This window comes from Variovorax sp. V116, from assembly GCF_041154435.1.
In the GTDB taxonomy this organism is placed as follows: Bacteria; Pseudomonadota; Gammaproteobacteria; order Burkholderiales; family Burkholderiaceae_C; genus Variovorax; species Variovorax paradoxus.
In genome coordinates this window covers 5,387,131-5,403,856 of record NZ_AP028661.1, presented here as the reverse complement: position 1 = coordinate 5,403,856, position 16,726 = coordinate 5,387,131, and the positions used below count along the sequence as shown (strand labels likewise).

Sequence of the window (16,726 nt, the reverse complement as noted above, 5' to 3'; positions counted from 1 at the left end):
GCTCGCAAACGCGATGGCACAGATGCTGCGGAAGGTAGTGCGCTCCGGGCTTGGTTCCCGGGCTGTACAAACCAACCTGGAGTTTTTTCATGAACGTTCGCAAGATCGCACGCCGCGCACAGGCCGGCTTTACCCTTATCGAATTGATGATCGTTGTGGCGATCATTGGTATCTTGGCTGCTGTGGCTCTGCCGGCTTATCAGGACTACGTGACCCGCGGTCAAGTGACCGAGGCAGTTACCTTGGGTGGCGGCCTGAAGCAGCCTTTGGCCGAATACGGCGCAGACAAGAACGCTTGGCCCACGGCGCTCGTCGCACCGATGGCTACCCCGGCGGCAGGTGAGTTGAATGCAACGCTGATCGGAAAGTACAGCACGGTGTCCACTTCGGTTACCGGAACCTACCCAAGCGGTACCATCACGGTTGGAATGACGGCTGGTAAGGCCTCGGGCAGCAACGTGACCTTCGTTACCATCAATGGCGGCAGCACTTGGGCATGCGGCACTGCGACGGTTGATGGGGCAACGGGAACTGCTTCTATCCCTGTCAAGTACCTGCCGAACGCTTGCAAGCCCTGATACAAGCTTCTGAACTGAAGAGTGAGAGCGAGCCCGAAAGGGCTTGCTCTTTTTTTTGCTTTTCCAGGGTGAGTAGAAAAGCAAATAAAAGTGAGTGGTAGATGAACGAGTTATCGAAATTTCTGCAAGATCGTAAATTTCTTGTTGTCGTAGTTGCCCTACTGTCGATAAGTGCCTCGCTCTACTGGCAGGTGCTCGGATTTGAATACGTTTGGGATGACAGCCTACTTTTTCTCGATAAAACAGCACTTGTAAACGATACTTTGAGTTGGAAGTTGCTTGCAGATCCCGTGTTGCCAGGGACAAGTTACCTGAGGCCGCTGGTATTTCTAACTTTATATGCCGAGTTTCACGCGTTTGGCCAAAACCCTGAAATCTCACATGCCATAAATCTTCTGATTTACATGTGCAATACGCTATTGGTTTTTTTCATAAGCCAAAAGCTTGCAGCGTTGATCCATCGGCCAAATTCAATGGTGCTCGCCTGGATCTCCGCCGTCATCTATGCCGCTCATCCTTCGCTTGTGGAATCAACAGCGTGGGTGGCTGGGCGATTTGATTTAATGGCGACATTTTTTATTCTTGCGGCTATTACTGTATACATCCACAAGCCAGGGCCCCTGAAAGTCGCACGATCTCTTGTAATTGTGTTCCTAATGAGCGGCGCTCTGCTGAGCAAAGAACTGGGGGCAGTCTTGCCTGCTGTCTTGCTTTGCGTATGGTTTGCTATGCAAGCAACCGATAGAAAATGGACCGGAAACGAAGGGTATATCAGGAAGGCGATTAGTGAAAACCGGATCGTTTTACTGTTGTCAATATTCGTTCTGGGAATTTATGTTTTACTGCGTAAAAATTCCATCGGGGGAATCTACCACAGTGCTTGGTCCATCGAATACTTGCGCGAAATGGTCGTCAAGAATTTACTTCCGCTTGAGGCTATAAAGTTTTATTTCGTAAAGGTTTTTTTCCCTTTTAGCTCGATCAACCCGTTGCATCCTCTATCGGAATTAAATCCGCACGGAGGGTTTGAAACTATTTCCAGCTTCGTCGCTGCGGTGGCCTTGGTTTCTCTGGTGTTTTGGTGTGTGGCAAAAAAAAGTCCTGCGGCTTGGATTTTTTCTGGCGGCATGGTGTGCTTGCTACCCGTTCTTCATTTAGTTCCTCTCAGTACAGGCGGAAATATTGGGCACGAGAGGTTTCTGACGACTCCGCTTGCCTTATTTTGCGCGTCAATCTCACTGATAAATTACGAGGCTATTGCAAGGTTTGTCGGGTTGCAAAATAAATCTCTAAGCCGACTGTTGTTGATTGCTGGAGGCGGGTGGATTGTTATTGCGGTTCTAACAACGTATACCGTTCAATCGATTTGGTCTTCAGATCTTCATCTGTGGAATTGGGCGTACCATAAGCACCCAAATTTTTCGTTCGCCCGTTACAATTATATGTACGGCGCACTTAAATCTGGTCGGCCCGAGCTTGTTGAGAAGGAAATCGATTTTTTGCAAAAGAGAGACGGTGGCTTGGAGGTGTCCGATCAAATACTCTATGCGAACCTATTGCTAAGAAAAGGTGATCCCGAGAGTCTAAATTACTTGCAAGGCATCATGTTTGCGTTGCCCAAATTTCATGAAATGAAAGATGGCGATAAAAGGGTATTTGAGGTTCCAGTTCCGAAAATAGGTATGGCAGGCGTTTATGGTGATTACTCTATGGGATTGATGATGTTCAGGGGTGATGCTAAGGCAGCCCTTGAATACAGTACCATCGCAGAATGGTATTTGGCAGAAAGCGAAAAAATTCCGCTACTTTATCCAAGGGTTGCAATATTAATCGCCCTGGGAAGAAATAGAGAGGCGCAAGATTTGCTGAATTATTTGGAGCCGATGTTTTATACAAAAAAGGAGCGGCTTAAAAGGGATCCTGCTGCAATTTTGAGAAACTACTGTAAAAATTCGACTAAGCAGGAATTGTCAAAATGCCAAGAGCTCATTGTTGCTGCCGACAAAATGGTTGAAGCAGCCGTAAGGCATTAGAGTAAGCTTAGTATTTGAGGAATAAAATTTGTGCTTGAGGTTCCATTGCTCTTCTGTTTCAGTTGGTTGCGTGTATGTATGTTGCTCGTCGCTAGGGCGGCCTGCTTAGTCCGATTCGTAGAGCCGCAAAAATTCAACACAATGCACGCTTGGGCGACGCTGAGAATAGTCGGCAACTAGATCCTGGTGGTCTCTCGTGCACCTGGAAAATAACATTCCTGTACGACGAGGATGCGGCAATTGTCGCAGTCCCTCAGGCGCCGGGAATGAACAGGGAAGTTATCAAGATTGCAACAGCGATGCCAACAAGAATACCGGCTCCAATTTCAACAAGGCTGTGACCCATGCGCTCGCGCAATAACATACTCTCTAATGAAGGAGGGTGCAGTTTATTGAGGAGCGCTGCGTGCTTGCCTACTTGCCGACGCAAGCTGGCCGCATCAAGCACGACAATGAATGCCAGCGCAAGCGCGACCCCAAACGCGGGGTGATCAACCCCATGCTTGAGGGCAACGAGCGTAGCCACACTACTCACGATGGCACTGTGATTGCTCGGTAGTCCGCCATAGCCGATCAACCCGAATGCAAGCTTGCGCGCCTGCACACTATTGATGATGAACTTCGAGGTTCCAGCAACAGCCCACGCGAGGAATGGCGTGACAACGTAGGAGAAATCAGTAGCCATTGCTCACCCCAGTCTAGGCCAGAGTGCCCAGACGCAGGCGGCGATCCACAGCGCCACGGTTACCATCAACTGCCAGTCCGCCAACAAGGCGTCGGTCGGCGACTCTCCACCATCAAGCTTCTCGACCATGTACCAATATCGAAACAAGCCGAAGAGTACGAGAGGCACGGTGAACACGAGTTGAGGGCGCGCCGACATTACGAACATGCTATAGAAAACCAGCGCGCCGGTAGCTGACATTTCGGCGTAGCGGTCCACCAAAGATAGTGAGTACTTCTCCAGCACCTTGCGTCCATCCGCGCCGCTGAGACTCAGTTCTTGCCGACGTTTGACCGCTGCCAGATACAACGCGAGGCACAACGTGGTGACGAACATCCAACTCGATACCGGCACAGACAACGCCATGGCGCCTGCATATACCCGGAGTACGAAGCCGATCGCAATCGTGAAGATGTCAAGAACCGGCTGGTGTTTGAGCACAAAGGTATAGGCAACGTTGAGCGCCATGTAGGCCGCGATCACGAGCACGACCTTTGGGGCCAAAAACCAGCCACAGATCTGTATCGCATATAGCACGGCAAGCAAGGCAAGTCCCATGGAAACTGGGATTGCACCTGAAGCCAAGGGCCTAGTTTTCGACTTCTTGGGATGCTTGCGATCACGCTCAATATCGTGGATGTCGTTGATGATGTAGGTTGCCGAAGAACCAACGCAGAACAGGATTACAGCAAGTAGCGCATGCGCCACCGAATCCGGGTTGACGAATTCTCCAGTGAACACCAGTGGTGCCAGAACGAAAGCGTTCTTGATCCATTGCTTCGGCCTTACCAATGCGACCAGTCCACGCATCTGTGTCCAGGGTGAAGGGGGTGCGAGTGATTCATGCATGACAATCTGACGCCTGTGATGTGAGCCCGTTGGGTGAAAGACTTGAGAATGAAGCTAGCGATCTCGTATGCGTTCTTCGCGCTGCTCGCCACTATGGCGAACATCGCCTCGCAGGAACTCGCGATCTCCATGTATGAGGGGACTTTCGGGGTTCCCTTTTCGGTGTTGGTCGGCACTGCTGTGGGGCTGGTGGTGAAGTATGTTTTGGACAAGCACTACATCTTCCGTTTTCGTACGCGCAATGCCATGCATGGGGGCCAGACTTTTGTGCTCTACGTCCTGATGGGCCTTGCGACCACCGCTATTTTCTGGGGATTCGAGTTCGGTTTCCATCACTTCTTCGCTTCTCGCGAAATGCGCTACCTCGGCGGCGTCATAGGGTTGGCAATTGGCTACATCGCCAAGTACCACCTGGACAAACACTACGTTTTCAAGGAGCACGCCGCATGAGGCCAGTTTCCTCATGGGGACGACTCAACGCGGACCTCCACGATGTAGTGAATCTGCGCGACCCCGATGCCGCAGCATTGGTTCTAGCTGAGCGTCGGCCTGGCATCGCGCTTGGCATGGCGCGCAGCTATGGCGACGTGTGTCTTAATCCTGGAGGCATTCTGTGGAGCACGAAGGGACTGGATCACCTAGTTCATTTCGACGAACAGCTTGGTATCCTGAGATGTGAGGCTGGAGTGCTGCTGCGCGACATTCAACGAGTTGCCGTCGCCAGGGGTTGGATGCTTGCCGTAACGCCTGGCACTCAGTTCGTCACCGTCGGAGGCGCAGTCGCGAATGATGTGCACGGAAAGAATCATCATGTGCAAGGCTCTTTCGGAGACCATGTGAGATGGCTGAAGCTGCTCCGCTCGGACGGTGAGATCATCGAATGCGGCCCCGCGGAGCGAGCAGACTGGTTTGCCGCAACTGTCGGTGGCATGGGATTGACGGGTGTAGTGCTTGAAGCCGAACTTCAGCTTCGTCGAGTGACCGGACCGTGGATGCAAGCGGAGACGGTGCCCTATGAGAACTTGGATGAATTCTTCGCGCTCGCAGACGCTTCGGAAGAAGAGTGGGAGCACACCGTCTCCTGGATTGATTGCATCGGATCTAAGGAAGGACGCGGTTTGTTCATGCGCGCCAACCATGCAAAAGCACAGGCTCGCGTCGAGCCTCGTGTCCGATCGGTGGCAATGCCCGTTGTCCCACCCATGTCACTCGTCAATCGACTGACATTGCGGCCATTCAATGCCGCGTACTTCCATTTGCACAGGGCTTCCACGACTATCGTGCACCATGAAGCATTCTCCTACCCCTTAGACAATGTCCAAGACTGGAACCGCCTCTACGGCCCTCGAGGGTTCTATCAGTATCAGAGCGTTGTGCCGCGGTCGGTGCAGCGCGATGCATCGAAGGCCATGTTGAATGAAATCACTCGTTCTGGCGAAGGCTCGTTTCTGGCTGTCCTGAAGACATTCGGCCATCGCTTGCCGCTTGGGATGCTCAGTTTCCCCATGCCGGGCGCCACACTTGCGTTAGATTTTCCGAATCGGGGGGGGCGCACCCTAGCGCTCTTTGACAGGCTCGATGCGATCGTGCGCGAGGCTGGGGGTCGAATTTACTGTGCCAAAGATGCTCGCATGCCGCGAGCGCTGTTTGAGGCGGGTTATCCGGGCTTGGCGGAGTTTTTATCGTATCGCGACCCGGGAGTCAGTTCCGCAATGTCGCGTCGCTTGATAGGAAGTTGAATTGACAACAACGAATCGAAAAATCGTCATCATAGGCGCAACTTCGTCCATCGCTGAGCACTGCACTCGAGAGTGGGTCAAGGCTGGGAATATCGACTTGGTGCTGGTGGGAAGAGATCTGCAGCGTACCGAGCGTGTCGCCGCTGATCTGCGTGTGAGGAGTCCTTCCTCCCACATTCAAGCGATTCAGGCGAACTTCGCGGAAGCCAGTGCCATCGCCGACGTCGTTCGAACCATCGTCGCGCAAGGTTTGCCCGATGTCGTGCTCATCGCGCATGGCTCCCTGCCCGACCAAGATGCATGCCAACAAAGTTTGGCGCAGGCCCGCGACGCTTTGCAGATAAATGGCGTGTCCCCGATGCTCTTCGCCGAAGCTTTTGCGCTCCCTATGGGGCAGGTGGGAAGCGGCACGATCGCCATCATTGGGTCCGTCGCAGGCGACCGCGGCCGCAAGTCCAACTACGTCTACGGCGCAGCCAAGGGGCTCGTCTCGCGATACGCCCAAGGACTGCAGCATCGTTTTGCCGGAACAGGCGTGAGCATCGTTCTAATAAAACCAGGCCCAACAGACACGCCGATGACTGCGGAGTTGAAAGGCCGGGGCGCGCGGCTCGCACCAGTCGAAGATGTTGCGGGCCGGATTGCCAAGGGTATCGACCGGGGCGACAGCACCATATATGTCCCGGGCAAATGGCGCTGGATCATGTTGATCATTCGACACCTGCCTGTGTTCATCTTCAACAAGCTGAACATCTAGAGCTTGACGAGAAATGTCGGATGACTGTGCGTTTAGGCGAGCATAAAACATCCTGTAACATGCGCCGATGCGCCTCGCCAATCTCAAGCAACGACTCCAAGCACTTGCTTCGGATGACAAAATAATCGTCAAACAGACCTATCTTTGGGTCTTGGTGCTCGGCCTCTTCTCTATAGCGGTCGCCAAAACCGCCTGGGTCAGCGAAGACGCGTTCATTACCTTCCGGACGGTCAGCAATACGCTTAGCGGATACGGCCTGACGTGGAATCCCATCGAGCGGGTGCAGGCATTCACACACCCTCTCTGGCTCGCCCTACTGTTGCCCTTTACCGCCTTGAGCGGGGATCCGTACTGGACCAGCATTGCTCTAAGCTTCGTGGCATTGGCCATGACACTGTTCTTGGTCGGACGCATCTGGGAGCGGTGGGATATTGCAGCCCTGCTGGCAACCGCGAGTTTGCTTTGGTCACACTCATTCATCGACTACAGCACATCCGGCCTTGAGAATCCCTTGACGCATGCCTTGCTGGCGGGATACGTGATGGTGTGGCTGCGCGAAGAGCCACAGCGCAGAACCTTTCTGCTGGCATTGCTGGTATCGCTTCTGTTTCTGACACGGCCTGACGCAATTGTTCTTGTAGGCCCAAGTCTCGCAGTGCACGTTTGGCAGAGCAGACAGCGCTTCGCGCAGACTGCCTTGAGCACGGTTGTTGGACTCCTCCCCGCGGTACTCTGGGTCGGCTTTTCGCTCTTCTACTATGGAAGCCCGGTCCCCAACACCGCCCTCGCGAAAGTTCAGAACGGACTCACCCTCGCGGAGAATGCTGAGCAAGCCATCAACTACATCAGATGGACGGTTGATCGCGATACAGTCTCCGCCGTTCTGCTTTTGGTGGGAACAGTGGGCGGTCTATGGGATCGCAAATTGCGGGAGTTTGCGATCGGACTTGTACTCTGGATCGCATACCTCTTCTATGTCGGCGCCGACTACATGGGCGGCCGGTTTTTTAGTGCGCCACTACTGCTCGCTTGCCTGCTCGTTGGTTTCCAACTCCGCAAGTGCCGGGGGCTGTGGAAAGCGTTGTGGACCGCCTATCTCGCCGTAAATGTTGGCGCACTTCAGGGCACCGTTTTTTCTCCCTCCACCTTCGACCAGAAGATTCTTGCCGATAGCGGAATTGCCGATGAAAGAGGTTTCTATTATCAGCAACTTGGCGCTTTCCCGGTCCTTCGGCGAGGCGCCTGGAACGCTCACCCATGGCTTCGCGAGGGAGATGCTCTGAAAGAGGTTCCCGGCACTTACACACGATGCGCGATAGGAATGACCGGCTACGCCGGCGGGCCGGACATATACTGGATTGATCCTTTGGCTCTCACTGAGCCATTCCTCGCTCGCCTACCGGCAAGAACCGGAGGTCGCGTTGGCCACTATGAGCGGGCGTTTCCCGCAGGCTACCTGGAATCGACCGTGGCTCGAAAGAACCTACTTGTTGATCCTGCACTGCATCGCCTATATGCGGACGTGGACTTGGCAGCAAGGTTCCCTTTGTTCTCACCAGGCCGAATGGCCGCGATCTGGCGCCTAAATACCGACAAGGGCGCATACGTCTCACCGACCTTTGACCGACAAGCTATCGGATTGCCCGGAGTCGAGATTAAGAGCAAGTCCAAATTCTCCTGCTATGGCGTGCCATACGGCTGGGACGGTATCTGGAGAATCGACGGGCCACCTATCGTTGTCCTTCGGGCATCGTTCAACTTCAACCAACCGTAGCAGCGGGACCGGAGGGCTGTGTTGACGACTTATCGCCGCAGTTGCATGCCCTGAAGTTGTGCTCAGTCTGGCATTTCAACCTCGCCACGGCGAGATGTTGTTATCGTATCGAACACCACTTCCACCCGCTGGTGCGACTTGACGGCGCGACCGCCGACTTCCCCCGGAGAAAATTCTGCGCCCATGAAGGCTTCGCGTGCAGCTTGCTCAAAAGCGGGCGGAAGTGCCGGCTCTTCGGCTTCGATAAGCTGAACGCGACCTTGTTCGTCAATGAAGAGCGATAGGACGCCAACGAGGCGGCCAGCCCCGATCTCGTTAGGTGGAGATTCGAGCACGATGGCCGTCTTGGCGATGGGCGGCGTCGACAGTTGGCTGCGTGGCACGTAGCTGTCGCTATCGGCTTCGGCCGTAACCGAGAGAGCAGGCGCAGCAGCGGCAGGCGATGAATCTGTTGACGGTTCCTGCGCGGAGGCGGCGACGGGGGCGCGGTCAGGTGCATGAATCGCTTCGTTCACCTGAGGGGATTCACGGACCGGCGAAGGTAAAGGCGAGGGCGAGGGCGAGGGCGGAAGGAGGGAGACCGTCCGCACCCGAATGGCGGTGGAAGCGCTACTTCCGACCGACCCGTTCACAACTCTTTTCGAGCCGACAGGCGAAACCCGCGCCGAAAGCACCGCAGCGTGAAGTACCAAGGAAAGCACCGCACTCCCCAAAAGCACGCATCGCATCCTGGCCTGGCCCGGCGCACGCCGGGCCAAGATCTTTTCTCTCATCTCATCGAAGCTCAGTCCACCAGCTCGCGCCAGGAGGTCCTGCGCACGCTGCCGGAGCCGGACGATGTCGCGACTGGTGGCGTCTCGATCACGTTGTCGCCATTGCTCTTCTGGTAAATGATGCGGGCGTTGCCGTTGCTGTCCTGCACCCAGGTCATGCCCATGATCAGTCCGTCGGTGCTGAAGAGTCCGCCGGCCGGGTTGGTCGTCACGACGCCGCCATTGGCCACGTTGAGGTAGTAGCGCCACGCCGTGCCGCCCGACGCGCAGGCGTCACCGTTCGGAATGGCAGTGGCGACCGCCAAGGTGCTGAATTGCAGGCCCAGGTTGGTATTCACGCGTTCACGCGAATGCGGCAGATCGATCCACCATCCGCCCTTGGTTGCCCAGTCGACCGACGTGTTGGATACCGAGGCCGCGGTAGCGGTTGCCACAGGGCCATTCAACGTGAATGTCTGCCTGACGAAGTTCGTGGTGTCGGCGCGTACGTCGCTCCAACCGGTGGCGGTCAGCGTGTCCTTGACTGCATAGATGCTTTGCTGCGTCGAATCCGCGATGTCGGACGAGCCGAGATACCGGCCTGTTGCAACCACGACCACTGGCTTGCCGGAGATCTCCACGGTTTCCGGCTTTGTGGTGATGGGCTGCGGCGTCGTATCGTTGATCTGGAACTTGGCGAGCCGCATCGCGGCCCCGTTGGGTAGCAGGAGACCGTCGATGTCGAAGCGCCAGAGGTTGCCTTGCTGGTCGCCGCCGTAGAAGCGCTTGGCTGTGTTGTCGCTGGAGCTTTCGATCCAGGCGTTGATCTTTGCAAGGCCGCTCGGGTCGGAACTGCTGCCGTCGCTGGTGGCAATGTCCAGCAGCAGGGCGCCGGTGTTGGCGTTCAGGACGTAGAGGTGGCCCTTGCCGTCGCCATCGGTGTTGTTGTAGCCCGAAGCGAAGGCAACGATCCAGGTGCCGTCGCCGCGCTTGGCGATCACCGGGTTGCCGAAGCTGAAGCCCAGGTTGGCATCGGTGAACTCCCAGAGAGCCTTGGGATCATTGGGGTCGGTGATGTCCAGTGCGTAGTAGCCGCGGCCGCCGCTGTTCAGGCCACCGACAACAATGGTCTTCCAGGCGGTGCCAACCTTGATGTCGCCCATGACCGGCGCTCCGTCCACGGAGTATTGGTGTCTCGACCCGTAGTTCGTGTCCGCCATCTTGTAGAGGTTGGGCATGACGGTGCCTGGAACGTATGCCCAGAGCTCGGTGCCGCCCGTGCTGCCGGTCGCAGCCGAGAAGGCGTGCAGCATGCCGTCGTTCGAGCCCACGTACACCACGGGCGTGCGGGTTGACTTTGCTGTAACGAAGTCGGCGTAGCCGGCGTCGGCATAGCGGAAGGGCGGCTTCCCAACATAGACCGGGGCACCGTTGATGATGTCGCCCAGCACATGTTCACGCTTGCGATAAAGCGCCGCAATGCTGTTGTTGGATGCGTCGACGCTGGCCGTTTCGTAGGTGCGCACGCCGCGCAGGTAGTTGACGAGGTTCGTGCCGTTGTTGGCCAGGGTCTTGTTGCTGTCCGAAAGCAGCGAGCATTGCGCGGCAATGAGGGTCTTGCTGCAAAGGTTGTCGAAGTAGCCTTTTTGCGCGGCGCTCAGGTTGTTGTACTCGAAGCTCTGGAGAGCCGAACCGCTGTTGAAGTAGATCCTTCGGTCCGAAGCGGCCGTTGCGTCGAGCTTTGCCTGCGCGGACCATGTGGCGCTATTCGCAATGACGCCCGTTGTGCCGTTGATTGCAAAGGCCTGCAGATCACCGGTCCACAGCTGCGTGGTGTAGCTGGCCCGGAAGACCAGGTTGTTGTCGCCAGCCACCAGCTGGAGCGAGCTGGTCGATGCGGTGGCGCCCGCGCCGGAGACCTGCTGCACCGATGTGACCACGCCATTGATGGCTTCGCTCAGCGCGCTGGCATTGAGTGCCGAGTAATACTGGCCGCGGCCATTCACGGCCGCATGCCACAGGTCGTCGACGTTGGTGGCGTTGCCGCCCTCGCCATCATTCAGGTCCGCACCTTCGGGCACAGGCCAGTTCAGTCGGCCACTGGTCAGGTCCACATAGGAGCCGGCGGTCTGAGTCAGGTAATTCTTGTCGTAAGGCAAGGTGCCGCTCACGCCAAGGCCAATCGTGAACGAGTTCATGTGCTGCCATGCGGCCTTGTCGCTTCCCACTGGTCGCACGATGTTGCTGCAGACATCCTGGCTGCTGCCGGAGCTGCTCGAAGTGCAGTTGCCGAGTGCGCTGGTGCGCAGGTCCGTCGAAAAGTAGTATTCGGCAACGTCGGCCAGCGTGTTGCCAGTGCCGCCCGAGGTGGACGGTGTCTGGGTTGGTGTGCCGGGGACGGGTGATTGGGCGACCGGTGTCGTGGTGGTCGGGGCCTGCGGTGTGGACCATCCGCTCCAAGCGCCTGCGACCGGGGCCGAATAAACCGGTACGTTGTCGCCCTTGGCAGTCTGGTAGGTTGTTGGGCTTACTAAGGTTCCGCTGGTGAAACTGCTGCTGGCGGTGGGAGGTCCGGTATCTGAGATCGATTCGACGGTGGGGTCCGGGGTGTTGACCCATGCGGAAGTGACGGGTGTGCTGGTGGTTCTTGACGTCTCGACACCATCGGTAGTCACGACCGTCTCGGAATAGGACGAGGTTGCGGACTGACGCGTCGTGCGCGTTCTGGTTTGTGTCTCCGTGTAGGTCTGATTCGTACGCGTGGTGATGGCGTATTGCCCCTTGTTCGGATTGTTGGGCTTTGGCGTCGAAGAAACGGTGGTGGAGGTGCGTGTCCAGGCTTTTGTTTGCGTCTGGACGGAAACGGAGTCTCTCGTCAGCGCCACGGTGTAGGGTGTCACGGTGGTGATGATGATCTGGGTGTCATCCCGCATCGGGCGGGCTTCGGTCCCGTCTTGCTGTCCGATCTCGGTGGTGCCGTCGAGCTTCAGGCCCTTGTTCTTGTTCCAGTAGCCGTCTGTGGAGAGGAGCGCATAGTTGCGCTGGCAGGAGTACTGGACGGGGTCGTAGCTTTGGTCGGTAGCCTTGTTCGCAAAATAGCGTCCCGCCTTGGACAGGGCCGAGCGCAACGGCGTCCAACCATTCGGCGAGGCGCTATAGAGGCTGCTGTAGAAGTTGGTCTTCTGCGCACTGTCGAAATCCTTGACGTCACGGAAGTAATTGTTGCCATCCACCGCAGTTCCATCGCTGATCGTGCTGAAGCCAACGCGGTAGCTCGAGTCGAGCGCCGAGATTGCACGGCCCATGGCTGTGCGCATCAACAGGTAGCGCTTGCGGTAGTACGAATACCAATTGGCGTAGTTTTGAGCCTCGGCCGAAGTGCTGGTGACCGTGACCTGCTGAAAAAGACTGGTCGACGAGCTGGTCGAAGTCATGCACTCGTTATAGAAGGTGTTCCGAATGGCTCCGCTGCTGGTGTACGCCCAGCCCATCTTGGGCTGAGTGCCGCTGTAGGTGTAGTAAAACCGATTGTTGAGATTGACTGTTGAGCTCGAAGCGTCATAGCCATCGCTACGCGCCGCTGTAAAAACTGCATTGGGATAAGACGTTCCATCCGCATTGAGCGGCGGCGAATAGGTCATCGTGGGGTCGTAAGCCACGCCGTTGCATTGCGCGGAGCGGTACCCATACTTGCCGCTGGACATTTGGTCCGGCATGTAATCGTTGTCCATGCTTCCCGAATCATCCAGAACGAACAACAGGTTCGGCTTGGCTTGAACTGCGGGCAGCGTAGCCAGGGGCTGGTTCGACAGGTCTGTGGATGCCGCATCGACGATGGGAGCGAATGATCCCAGCAGCAACGCACAGACCATCACCGCACAGCAGATGGCCTGCTTTTGGGGCTTCAGGCCGATGGCAAGAGTGAATCTATTTTTCATGGTGTTGGGTTCTCTGTCTGGCGCCAGGGCGGCGCTCCCTCATCAGAAATGCACAATGGTTTCGGTGAAGCTGGCTGTGTTGCGCGCGCCCAGCACGCGCACCACGATGCGGTAGTACGGTCCGGAAGCACCGCCGGCAAAAGGCTGTTCGGCGTAGTTCATCTCGCCCTTCTTCGTCACGTTGGCACCACTGCTCGAGATCGGCTTGGCGCAGCTGATGCTTGTATCGGTGAGGTAGTTGCCTGCCTTGGAGCACAGCCTGAAGATGACGAAGCGGGCGTTGTTGTTATTGATGGTGCCGGCATCCGCCGTCGCGACGGAGCATCCGTTGTATGTGCCTGTGGTCGCGGACTGGCAGGTGTTGCCGTCCCAATCGATCAGTTGGCGGTTCGTGCTGGCGGCGAGTTGCCGTCCGGTTACGTCGATCGGCGGTTTTGCCGTGACGCCATCGGCGGCAAGCTCCTGCGTGCTTGCGTAGTAGCCGCTCGACGCGGCGTCGGTGTTCAGGCTGGCACTGTTGGCGGTCAACCAGTCGATGGCCTTGCGCGCCGCTTGGTCCGCGGCGGAGGTGGCATCCTGCTTGAAGCCCATGTTGCCCAGCACCAGCGTGCTGGTGTCGACCGAGCGCACCAGCGCCAATGTTGCAAGCAGGAGCGCGACCAGGGTCAGAAGGGCGAAGAGCAGCGAGACGCCACGTTGAGCGCGCCGGCGTTGGGAAAGATTCAAGGGTCTGATTTGCATGGCGATGGCTCAGGAATTCCAGAGGACGTTGCGCAGCGGCACGATCGTGTCGTAGACCTTGAAGCGGTAGTGCTCCCATTCGGGAACGTGGCTTACCTTCAGCGAAATGCACTTGCTGGCGCCATGGCATGTCGTGGCCCCCGTGATGGTGGCGTTGGCGCCTACGTCCCACTGAGGGGCGCTCGCTGTGACGTTTTCCTTTTCGTACTGATTGCTGCGCGCCACTACCGCGATGCGGATCGCGAGCACCTGCAGCCAACCGGCATTGGTGGTGGGCGTCACGTTGTCGTAGGTGTCGACAACACCATCGCCATTGGTGTCCTTGCCGTACATGGCCTGGAGGTTGACGATTTGCGGATAGAGCTCCAATGGCGGGTCGGTTACTACGCCATTCACCGGCGAGAGCTCGGCCATTTGCAGGCTGTTGGCACTGCTGATCGAGTAGGTGCGATAGACCATCGAACCCATGTTCAGCAGATAGCTTCCCGACGCGTATCCGCTCGTTGGAAATATGCTGTTCTGGTTCCACTTGCTCGCAGCGGTAGCGGCATGGGGAACGCGCGTCGGCCCCAGTGTCGTGGCCGGAGATGCTGTGTTGTTGGTCACGCTGAACAGCGTGCACGCCAGGCCGCTGCCCTGAACTTTTGGAACGGCGATCATCATGTTGCCGACCACGGCGCCAAATGAGGACGTCACCTCGAAGTAGTTGCTGGACTGCGGGTGATCCTCCTTGAGGACCATGGGCGCCGAAAAGTTGGTAGTCCGGCCTTGCAGGACGGTGATCGTGTCGGGGGCGTTGGTGTCAGTGCTGGTGCCGTTGGTGATGACGACCGGTGCCAGCGGAAAGGCGAACGACGCGCCGCTCGCGTCGTACTTGCCCGTCACTGTGCAGCCGAGTGCATCCGGGCTGGCCGCAGCACCGTAGCCTGCCATCTGCACGTCGCGTTGAAGCGTGAAGAGAGACAACGCGCCGTTGACCTGCGCATCGCTGCCCATGGTGATCGTGCGCTTCTTGCCCTCGGCAAGCGCGAGCACCTGGCTGATGACGAGCACCGTGAGCAGACCCAGCACGAGGCCGACCATGAGCTCGACCAGGGTGAAGCCACGCTGGAAAGGATGCTTGGAAAAGATGGATTGAGCGGTGCGCATCTCAGTTCGCAGCCTTCGAGACGGTTGTGTGCGTGACGTACTGGTGCGTTTCACCATTCGGCATCGTCCAACTGATGGTGACGGCGACATCGCCGGAGCTTGCATTGACGGTGACTGCACCGGTCCCTCCAGGCAGGCTGCTGCTGACCTTGCTCTGCCATTCGCTGCATCGCGCTTGAGAGGCGCAACCGGTGCCGTTGTAGCTCGCGAGATTGGTGAGGTCGGACCACATGCGCCCGTTCAGTTCGCTGGCCAGATAAGCGGCGTCGGCCCGCACCTTGGAATCGGTCTGTGCGCGTGTCATCGAGGCCTGCAGGCCCACCAGCCCGAGCACACCGAGCATGAAGATCAGCAGCGCCACGAGCACTTCGATCAAGGCGATGCCTCGCGTGTGCAGGGCTTGGCGGGGCTTGCGCCGCACGTGGTCGAGTTGGCCGGGCGCGCGCATGCGATTCACTCGGTTCAGCATTTGCGGGGATCCTTTGCCGTGCTGTCGACGATGGCCGGCTCGCACATGCGCACCGAGCCCGAGGGCGAGACGACGATGCGCAATGCGCGGGTGCCCGTGGAGCTTCCGGTGACGTCGATCTGGCCAATGGCGTCGCTGTTGGCAATGCGCCCAAAACCATTGAAGGTGACGGTCGTGCCTTCGGTCGATCCATCAATGGCTTGAACTGCGGCCACCGTGACTCTTCCGCCGCTGTCTCCAGCGGGGCGCCCGGTAACGATCATGGGAGAGCTGGTCGTCGATGGAGCGTCGGAGCAATGCCCGATCGGAGAATTCACGCTCACGATCCAGGCGCCGCTGGCGCCGGAAAGAGAGCAGTCGTCGCTCAGCACCGCCGGGTCGTTGAGCGACACCAGCCAGAGCGACACGTTCTGGTTGCGCCGCACGGCTTCGCCGCGCGCGACCTGGAGCCCGTTTTGCAGCGAATCGGCAACGTTGCGAATGCGGGTGTTTTCCAGCCATGTGCCGATGCTCGGCATGACGGCGAAAAGGATCAGCGCCAGCACCGCGATGGTGACGATCAGTTCGACCAGGGTGAAGCCGCGTTGTCGCATGGTGATCGCCATGTGGGATCAGCAAGCACTGCTGCTTGTAAGCCAGCACGATTGCGTCACGGTGCCGCCTTTGAACTGGGTGGTTGCGCGATCGCCGTTCTGGTTGATGGTGTAGGTGTGCCCGACCGCTCGCCCCGCGCTTCCGGTGGCGGTGATGACATAGTTCTGCTGACTGTTGGAAGTGGAGCAGGTGTAAGTGAAGTACTTGGCGCCAGAGGGCGTGAAGGCGGCCGCGGCATTGGCGGCGCAATTGGTTCCGGAAGGACCGTAGTTGCGGTTGTCCTGGTAGTACTGCTCCATCGTCGCCCGGTAGGCGGAGAGCGTATTGAATGCCTCCGGCAACTGGCCGCGGCGCACATAGTCGTTGTACGACGGGATCGCAATCGAGGCCAGGATGCCGATGATCGCCACAACGATCATTACCTCGATGAGCGTGAAGCCGGAGGAACTGCGCCGGGCTTGGACAGCGCGACGCAGATAGCTTGCTTGTTTCTTCAAGAGACACCTTTCGGACCGATTCCGGGCCTTCCGCCAGAAGGCGGGCAACAGTTGTAGACAGTTGTCTAAGAATGTCTCCAAATGTGTTTTTCCGCAAAACCGCTCGTCTCCCACCCGCCGCCATTCGTCGGC

General features: G+C 57.6%; 15 protein-coding genes. 6 read left to right on the top strand and 9 right to left on the bottom strand.

Going from position 1 to position 16,726, the window contains the following annotated elements; translation table 11 throughout:
- Nucleotides 1–89: 89 nt before the first annotated feature.
- Both ACAM58_RS25870 and ACAM58_RS25865 read left to right on the top strand, forming a co-directional pair.
- A complete protein-coding gene (locus ACAM58_RS25870) occupies nt 90–578 on the top strand; it encodes a pilin (RefSeq protein WP_209535666.1) in 489 nt (162 codons plus the stop codon).
- 101 nt (nt 579–679) lie between these two features.
- Nucleotides 680–2,611, top strand: a complete 1,932-nt coding sequence (locus ACAM58_RS25865) for a hypothetical protein (protein ID WP_369663821.1) — start codon at nt 680–682, stop codon at nt 2,609–2,611.
- A 253-nt stretch (nt 2,612–2,864) separates the two neighbouring features.
- Here ACAM58_RS25865 and ACAM58_RS25860 read toward each other — a convergent pair whose 3' ends face one another.
- On the bottom strand, nt 2,865–3,296 hold the full coding sequence (locus ACAM58_RS25860) for a divergent PAP2 family protein (RefSeq protein WP_369663820.1): 432 nt from the start codon (nt 3,294–3,296) through the stop codon (nt 2,865–2,867).
- A gap of 3 nt (nt 3,297–3,299) precedes the next feature.
- Complete coding sequence (locus tag ACAM58_RS25855; RefSeq protein ID WP_369663819.1) at nt 3,300–4,184, bottom strand: decaprenyl-phosphate phosphoribosyltransferase; 885 nt, start codon at nt 4,182–4,184, stop codon at nt 3,300–3,302.
- 48 nt (nt 4,185–4,232) lie between these two features.
- On the opposite strand from ACAM58_RS25855, the gene ACAM58_RS25850 reads away from it, so the two are divergent.
- The 4 genes from ACAM58_RS25850 to ACAM58_RS25835 all read left to right on the top strand — a co-directional run bounded on the left by ACAM58_RS25850 (nt 4,233) and on the right by ACAM58_RS25835 (nt 8,454).
- On the top strand, nt 4,233–4,634 hold the full coding sequence (locus ACAM58_RS25850; RefSeq protein WP_369663818.1) for a GtrA family protein: 402 nt from the start codon (nt 4,233–4,235) through the stop codon (nt 4,632–4,634).
- Nucleotides 4,631–5,923, top strand: a complete 1,293-nt coding sequence (locus tag ACAM58_RS25845; protein ID WP_369663817.1) for an FAD-dependent oxidoreductase — start codon at nt 4,631–4,633, stop codon at nt 5,921–5,923. Before ACAM58_RS25850 ends, ACAM58_RS25845 begins: the two co-directional genes overlap by 4 nt.
- Nucleotide 5,924: 1 nt before the next feature.
- Complete coding sequence (locus tag ACAM58_RS25840) at nt 5,925–6,680, top strand: SDR family NAD(P)-dependent oxidoreductase (RefSeq protein ID WP_369663816.1); 756 nt, start codon at nt 5,925–5,927, stop codon at nt 6,678–6,680.
- 67 nt (nt 6,681–6,747) lie between these two features.
- Entirely contained in the window at nt 6,748–8,454 is a 1,707-nt protein-coding gene (locus ACAM58_RS25835; RefSeq protein WP_369663815.1) for a hypothetical protein, read from the top strand.
- A 62-nt stretch (nt 8,455–8,516) separates the two neighbouring features.
- On the opposite strand, the gene ACAM58_RS25830 is transcribed toward ACAM58_RS25835, so the two are convergent.
- From ACAM58_RS25830 to ACAM58_RS25800, 7 genes are all read right to left on the bottom strand, one after another.
- Nucleotides 8,517–8,969, bottom strand: a complete 453-nt coding sequence (locus tag ACAM58_RS25830) for an energy transducer TonB (RefSeq protein ID WP_369663814.1) — start codon at nt 8,967–8,969, stop codon at nt 8,517–8,519.
- 269 nt (nt 8,970–9,238) lie between these two features.
- The gene (locus tag ACAM58_RS25825; protein WP_369663813.1) at nt 9,239–13,144 is read right to left on the bottom strand and encodes a pilus assembly protein; all 3,906 of its coding nucleotides are present in this window, start codon (nt 13,142–13,144) and stop codon (nt 9,239–9,241) included.
- Between the two features lie 42 nt (nt 13,145–13,186).
- Nucleotides 13,187–13,885: a pilus assembly protein PilX gene (locus tag ACAM58_RS25820; RefSeq protein WP_155247795.1), complete on the bottom strand. Its 699-nt coding sequence runs from the start codon at nt 13,883–13,885 to the stop codon at nt 13,187–13,189.
- Nucleotides 13,886–13,894: 9 nt separating this feature from the next.
- Entirely contained in the window at nt 13,895–15,034 is a 1,140-nt protein-coding gene (locus ACAM58_RS25815) for a PilW family protein (protein WP_369663812.1), read from the bottom strand.
- A 1-nt stretch (nt 15,035) separates the two neighbouring features.
- The gene (locus ACAM58_RS25810) at nt 15,036–15,503 is read right to left on the bottom strand and encodes a pilus assembly protein PilV (RefSeq protein WP_369663811.1); all 468 of its coding nucleotides are present in this window, start codon (nt 15,501–15,503) and stop codon (nt 15,036–15,038) included.
- On the bottom strand, nt 15,497–16,108 hold the full coding sequence (locus ACAM58_RS25805) for a GspH/FimT family pseudopilin (RefSeq protein ID WP_018903510.1): 612 nt from the start codon (nt 16,106–16,108) through the stop codon (nt 15,497–15,499). The genes ACAM58_RS25810 and ACAM58_RS25805 overlap by 7 nt, the downstream gene beginning before the upstream one ends.
- Before the next feature lie 6 nt (nt 16,109–16,114).
- The gene (locus ACAM58_RS25800) at nt 16,115–16,594 is read right to left on the bottom strand and encodes a type IV pilin protein (protein ID WP_369663810.1); all 480 of its coding nucleotides are present in this window, start codon (nt 16,592–16,594) and stop codon (nt 16,115–16,117) included.
- Nucleotides 16,595–16,726: the final 132 nt, after the last annotated feature.

What these genes read in the sequence shown, in the direction of transcription:
- ACAM58_RS25860 (WP_369663820.1), bottom strand. Translation starts at nt 3,296, where the DNA reads ATGGCTACTGATTTCTCCTACGTTGTCACGCCATTCCTCGCGTGGGCT.
- ACAM58_RS25805 (WP_018903510.1), bottom strand. Translation starts at nt 16,108, where the DNA reads ATGGCGATCACCATGCGACAACGCGGCTTCACCCTGGTCGAACTGATC.
- ACAM58_RS25870 (WP_209535666.1), top strand. Translation starts at nt 90, where the DNA reads ATGAACGTTCGCAAGATCGCACGCCGCGCACAGGCCGGCTTTACCCTT.
- ACAM58_RS25850 (WP_369663818.1), top strand. Translation starts at nt 4,233, where the DNA reads ATGAAGCTAGCGATCTCGTATGCGTTCTTCGCGCTGCTCGCCACTATG.
- ACAM58_RS25810 (WP_369663811.1), bottom strand. Translation starts at nt 15,503, where the DNA reads ATGCTGAACCGAGTGAATCGCATGCGCGCGCCCGGCCAACTCGACCAC.
- ACAM58_RS25855 (WP_369663819.1), bottom strand. Translation starts at nt 4,184, where the DNA reads ATGCATGAATCACTCGCACCCCCTTCACCCTGGACACAGATGCGTGGA.
- ACAM58_RS25865 (WP_369663821.1), top strand. Translation starts at nt 680, where the DNA reads ATGAACGAGTTATCGAAATTTCTGCAAGATCGTAAATTTCTTGTTGTC.
- ACAM58_RS25845 (WP_369663817.1), top strand. Translation starts at nt 4,631, where the DNA reads ATGAGGCCAGTTTCCTCATGGGGACGACTCAACGCGGACCTCCACGAT.
- ACAM58_RS25820 (WP_155247795.1), bottom strand. Translation starts at nt 13,885, where the DNA reads ATGCAAATCAGACCCTTGAATCTTTCCCAACGCCGGCGCGCTCAACGT.
- ACAM58_RS25835 (WP_369663815.1), top strand. Translation starts at nt 6,748, where the DNA reads ATGCGCCTCGCCAATCTCAAGCAACGACTCCAAGCACTTGCTTCGGAT.
- ACAM58_RS25815 (WP_369663812.1), bottom strand. Translation starts at nt 15,034, where the DNA reads ATGCGCACCGCTCAATCCATCTTTTCCAAGCATCCTTTCCAGCGTGGC.
- ACAM58_RS25825 (WP_369663813.1), bottom strand. Translation starts at nt 13,144, where the DNA reads ATGAAAAATAGATTCACTCTTGCCATCGGCCTGAAGCCCCAAAAGCAG.